We start from the raw sequence: 1322 nt of genomic DNA, 5'->3' as shown, positions 1-1322 counted from the left end.
GTTCGGAAACTCGGGTCGAACCTGCCCCGTCCGGCCCTGACCGCACACGCGGATGCCGGCTTACCCGGAAACCGTGCTGGTGATCGTGAACAGCAGCCACAGTCAAACCGCATCACGTCACCGCCGGCTACGCGGCAGGCGTAGCCACCTCTGATGATCTACCAGGTGCCGGCCTGGCCGCACGTGAGTATGTGTGGGGGTACCCGTCTGCTGTCGGGAGTCCGCACTGCTGTTCAATAGATCAGAATCACCGAAAACCAGGCGAACCCAGGTGAATGGATCTTAAATGGCAGGTGGGGGCGGCCCAGGGCCAGGGCCAGGCAACAGTCCGGTACGATTAGTATTTGAAATTCTTGGAATTCTGACTACCATCTGCACCCTGCTCGCATTTGCCAGGGATCAGATATCAATACTGGTCGCTGGTTTTGTTATTCTAGCGGTACTTTTTCTGGGATATCAGATATCTTTACATCATCGCGGAAACCCCCGCCCTCCACTGCCCAGAATTTTCGCTCTGATCTTGATCGCCATATGTTTTATCCTGACGTCAGTCTTCGTTTTCAAAGGTCACCCGTGGAATCCTGGCACAAATCCGCCCGAGGGCACCAGCCCCCCTCAGCCATCGGTTACGGTCTCCAGAATTCCTAAAGACGCCTACCTGGCTGACAGCATGGTCGATACCAAAAGTTGCCAACCCTCATGTCTCCGCTTGACAACCCCTCCAGACGCCGCGCTTATTGACGGCATCGCGTACCCTCACAGCCTGTATTTCGATCTTTCCTGCACGAACAGAAGCTCACGGCAAACCGCATCTGCGAATATTTATCTAAACCGAAGCTACCGCAGCTTTCATGCCATCGTCGGCCTCGGCGGGGCACCCGACGGAATTCCAGTTCAATTCAAAGTGAGCAACGACGACGGAGAACGAGACCTCGGCATTAAGAACATAATTTACGGACAGCACGAATATTTCAGTGTCGCGGTTGACGGTATTGCCCGAATAAAGCTGGAGATCGAGTTATCAGCTCTCGATTCATCCTCGCCTCAATGTCTGTCGAACCGATTTCAGGCGGTTTGGGGTGATATATTGGTGAGTCCTTGATTCGTTCCCGGAACCGGGCACCGGTCGACAACCGAGGGAGCACAGGCCAGGAATGTCGTTCCGGGACGCGACTAGCCCGTATGCACGCGCCTGCCCTGTAGACCAATGCCGCTTAGTTAGGCCGCGCGGGGGAAGATGATCAAAGGTGGTTGATCATGATGAGTGCCAGTGTCTGTTGGACGTTTGACGCGGTAGGCGTTGTGTCTACCTCGTCTGATGG

This window comes from Protofrankia sp. Cr1 (assembly GCF_963555865.1).
Classification (GTDB): domain Bacteria; phylum Actinomycetota; class Actinomycetes; order Frankiales; family Frankiaceae; genus Protofrankia.
This window is presented reverse-complemented; position numbering follows the sequence as displayed.